Source organism: Skermanella sp., assembly GCF_059503625.1.
The window spans coordinates 1-2,032 of record NZ_JCACHA010000545.1 but is presented as its reverse complement, the minus strand read 5'-3'; the positions used below and the strand labels follow the sequence as shown (position 1 = coordinate 2,032).

Sequence of the window (2,032 nt, the reverse complement as noted above, 5' to 3'; positions counted from 1 at the left end):
AGGCGCACTCCGGCGCTGAGGCCGAAGGTGTTCAGCATCGTGACGATCAGGAACAGCAGCAGGGCCGCTCCCCAGATGCCGAGCGGCTCCGCACGCCCTCCCGCGACGCTGGTGCCGCCGATCACGGTGACCGCGATAGAGGCGAGCAGGTATTCCTCCCCCATGTTGAGGGAAGACCCGCCCGAGAACCCCGCCAGCAGCACGCCGCACAGCCCGGCGAACCCGGCCGAGATGACGGAGGTCGTCAGCCGGGCGCGCGATACGGGTGTGCCGGCCAGCCGCGCCGCCCGCTGGTTCTGCCCCAGCGCCAGCAGCGTCCGGCCATAGACGGTACGGGCAAGGACCAGCAGCACGACCGCCGTCAGAACAGCCGCAACCAGTGCAAGGTTTGAGATGCCGAGCGTGCGGCCGGTGCAGAAGTCCGCAAAGGCCGGAGGCGGCTTGATCTTCAGCCCGCGCCCATAGGCGATGGCGATGGACTGCACGATCAGCGCGCTCGACAGCGTCGCGATGATCGGCGGAATCCGGAGCAGCCTGATCAGCAGGTAGTTCGCCAGGCCCAGCACCATCGCGGCGCCGAGCGCTGCCGCCAGCCCCGCCACGATCATCGTGTTCGAACCGTCCATCACCTTCATGCCGATGGCGCCCGCCAGCGATATCGCCGCCGGTATCGACAGATCCACGTTGCCGGGACCGGATGTGATCACCAGCATCTGCCCCAGCCCGACGATGACGAACAGGGCGGAGAACGTCACCGCCGCCGACATGATATCCGCCGCACCACGACCGCCGGAATAGATCAGCGTCATGGTGAGGACGACTGCGGCGGCCAGCAGCGGCCATACCCAGACCGGCAGCACCAGGGGGCGGCGCGGCGACGCCACGTCGGCGGGGGAGGGAAGGTCGTTGGTGATCATCGTTCCTCCGCCCGGTTGAGCACGGCGCGCAGCGCCAGCACGATGATGAGGATCGCGCCCTGCGCTCCTATCTGCCAGTCCGGCGGTATGTGCATGAAGGTCAGGAAGGAGCCGGCAAGCGTCAGCGTCATGGCCCCGAGCACGGCGCCGATCGGGTTGACCCTGCCGCCGGTGAACTCGCCGCCGCCCAGGATCACTCCGGCGATAGACAGCAGCGTGTAGCGGAGCGCCATGTTGGCGTCGCCCGACGTCGTCAGCCCGACCAGCGCCAGCCCCGACAGGGCGCCCAGCGTTCCCGCCATCAGGTACAGCGTCACGCGTGCCCGCAGCAGCGACCAGCCGGCATTGGCGAGCGCCTTGGGATTGCCGCCGGCTCCGCGCAGGATCGTGCCGAGGGAGGAGCGCATCAGCAGGTGCATCCCCAGTCCCAGGATCACGGCGTAGAGGATCGGCAGCGGGACAAAATCGGGCTTCCACTTCATCACGGTGGTCAGGAACTCAGGCGCCCGTCCTCCAGGGGTCGGCAGGATCAGCACGGCCACCCCCATCCAGATGAACGACAGCCCCAGGGTCACGACGATGGACGGCAGCGCCCGCCAGTGGATCAGCGCTCCGACCAGACCGTAGACGCCGACGGCGGCGACCAGTGCCGCCACGCCTAGCAGGGGCGTGTCCTTGAGCAGCGTCGCAGCGATGCAGGCGCACAATCCCACGAAGCTGCCGATGCTCAGGTCCAGGTCGTTGATCGCGATGATGCAGAGCTGCGACAGCGTCGCCAGGATCACCGGCACCGCGAGGTTGAGCAGCAAGGTCAGCCCGACATAGCTCATGGCGCGCGGCTGCTGAGAGAAGATCACCGCCAGCATCAGCGCCAGGGCTATCGCCGGCAGCAGCATGCGCAGAAGCCGCACCGCATCGAAGCGGGCGGGTCCGCGCGTGGACAGGGATGCGGCGGTCATGCGACCTCCCCGGATGCGTCGGCGTAGGAGGCGCGGAGAATGGCGGCTTCCGTCATCTGTCCCCGGTGAAGATGGGCGACGATGCGCCCCTGGTGGAAGACGTAGACCCGGTCGCAGAGGAACAGTTCTTCCATCTCGGTCGAGTACCACAGGAAG

Annotated in this window: 2 protein-coding genes; both read right to left on the bottom strand. The window is 68.0% G+C overall.

Going from position 1 to position 2,032, the window contains the following annotated elements; translation table 11 throughout:
* A partial coding sequence (locus AC5JJ6_RS11590; protein ID WP_496042177.1) for an ABC transporter permease occupies nucleotides 1–917 on the bottom strand: 917 nt, incomplete at its 3' end.
* Complete coding sequence (locus AC5JJ6_RS11585) at nucleotides 914–1,876, bottom strand: ABC transporter permease (RefSeq protein WP_496042176.1); 963 nt, start codon at nucleotides 1,874–1,876, stop codon at nucleotides 914–916. The genes AC5JJ6_RS11585 and AC5JJ6_RS11590, both read right to left, overlap by 4 nt.
* Nucleotides 1,877–2,032: the final 156 nt, after the last annotated feature.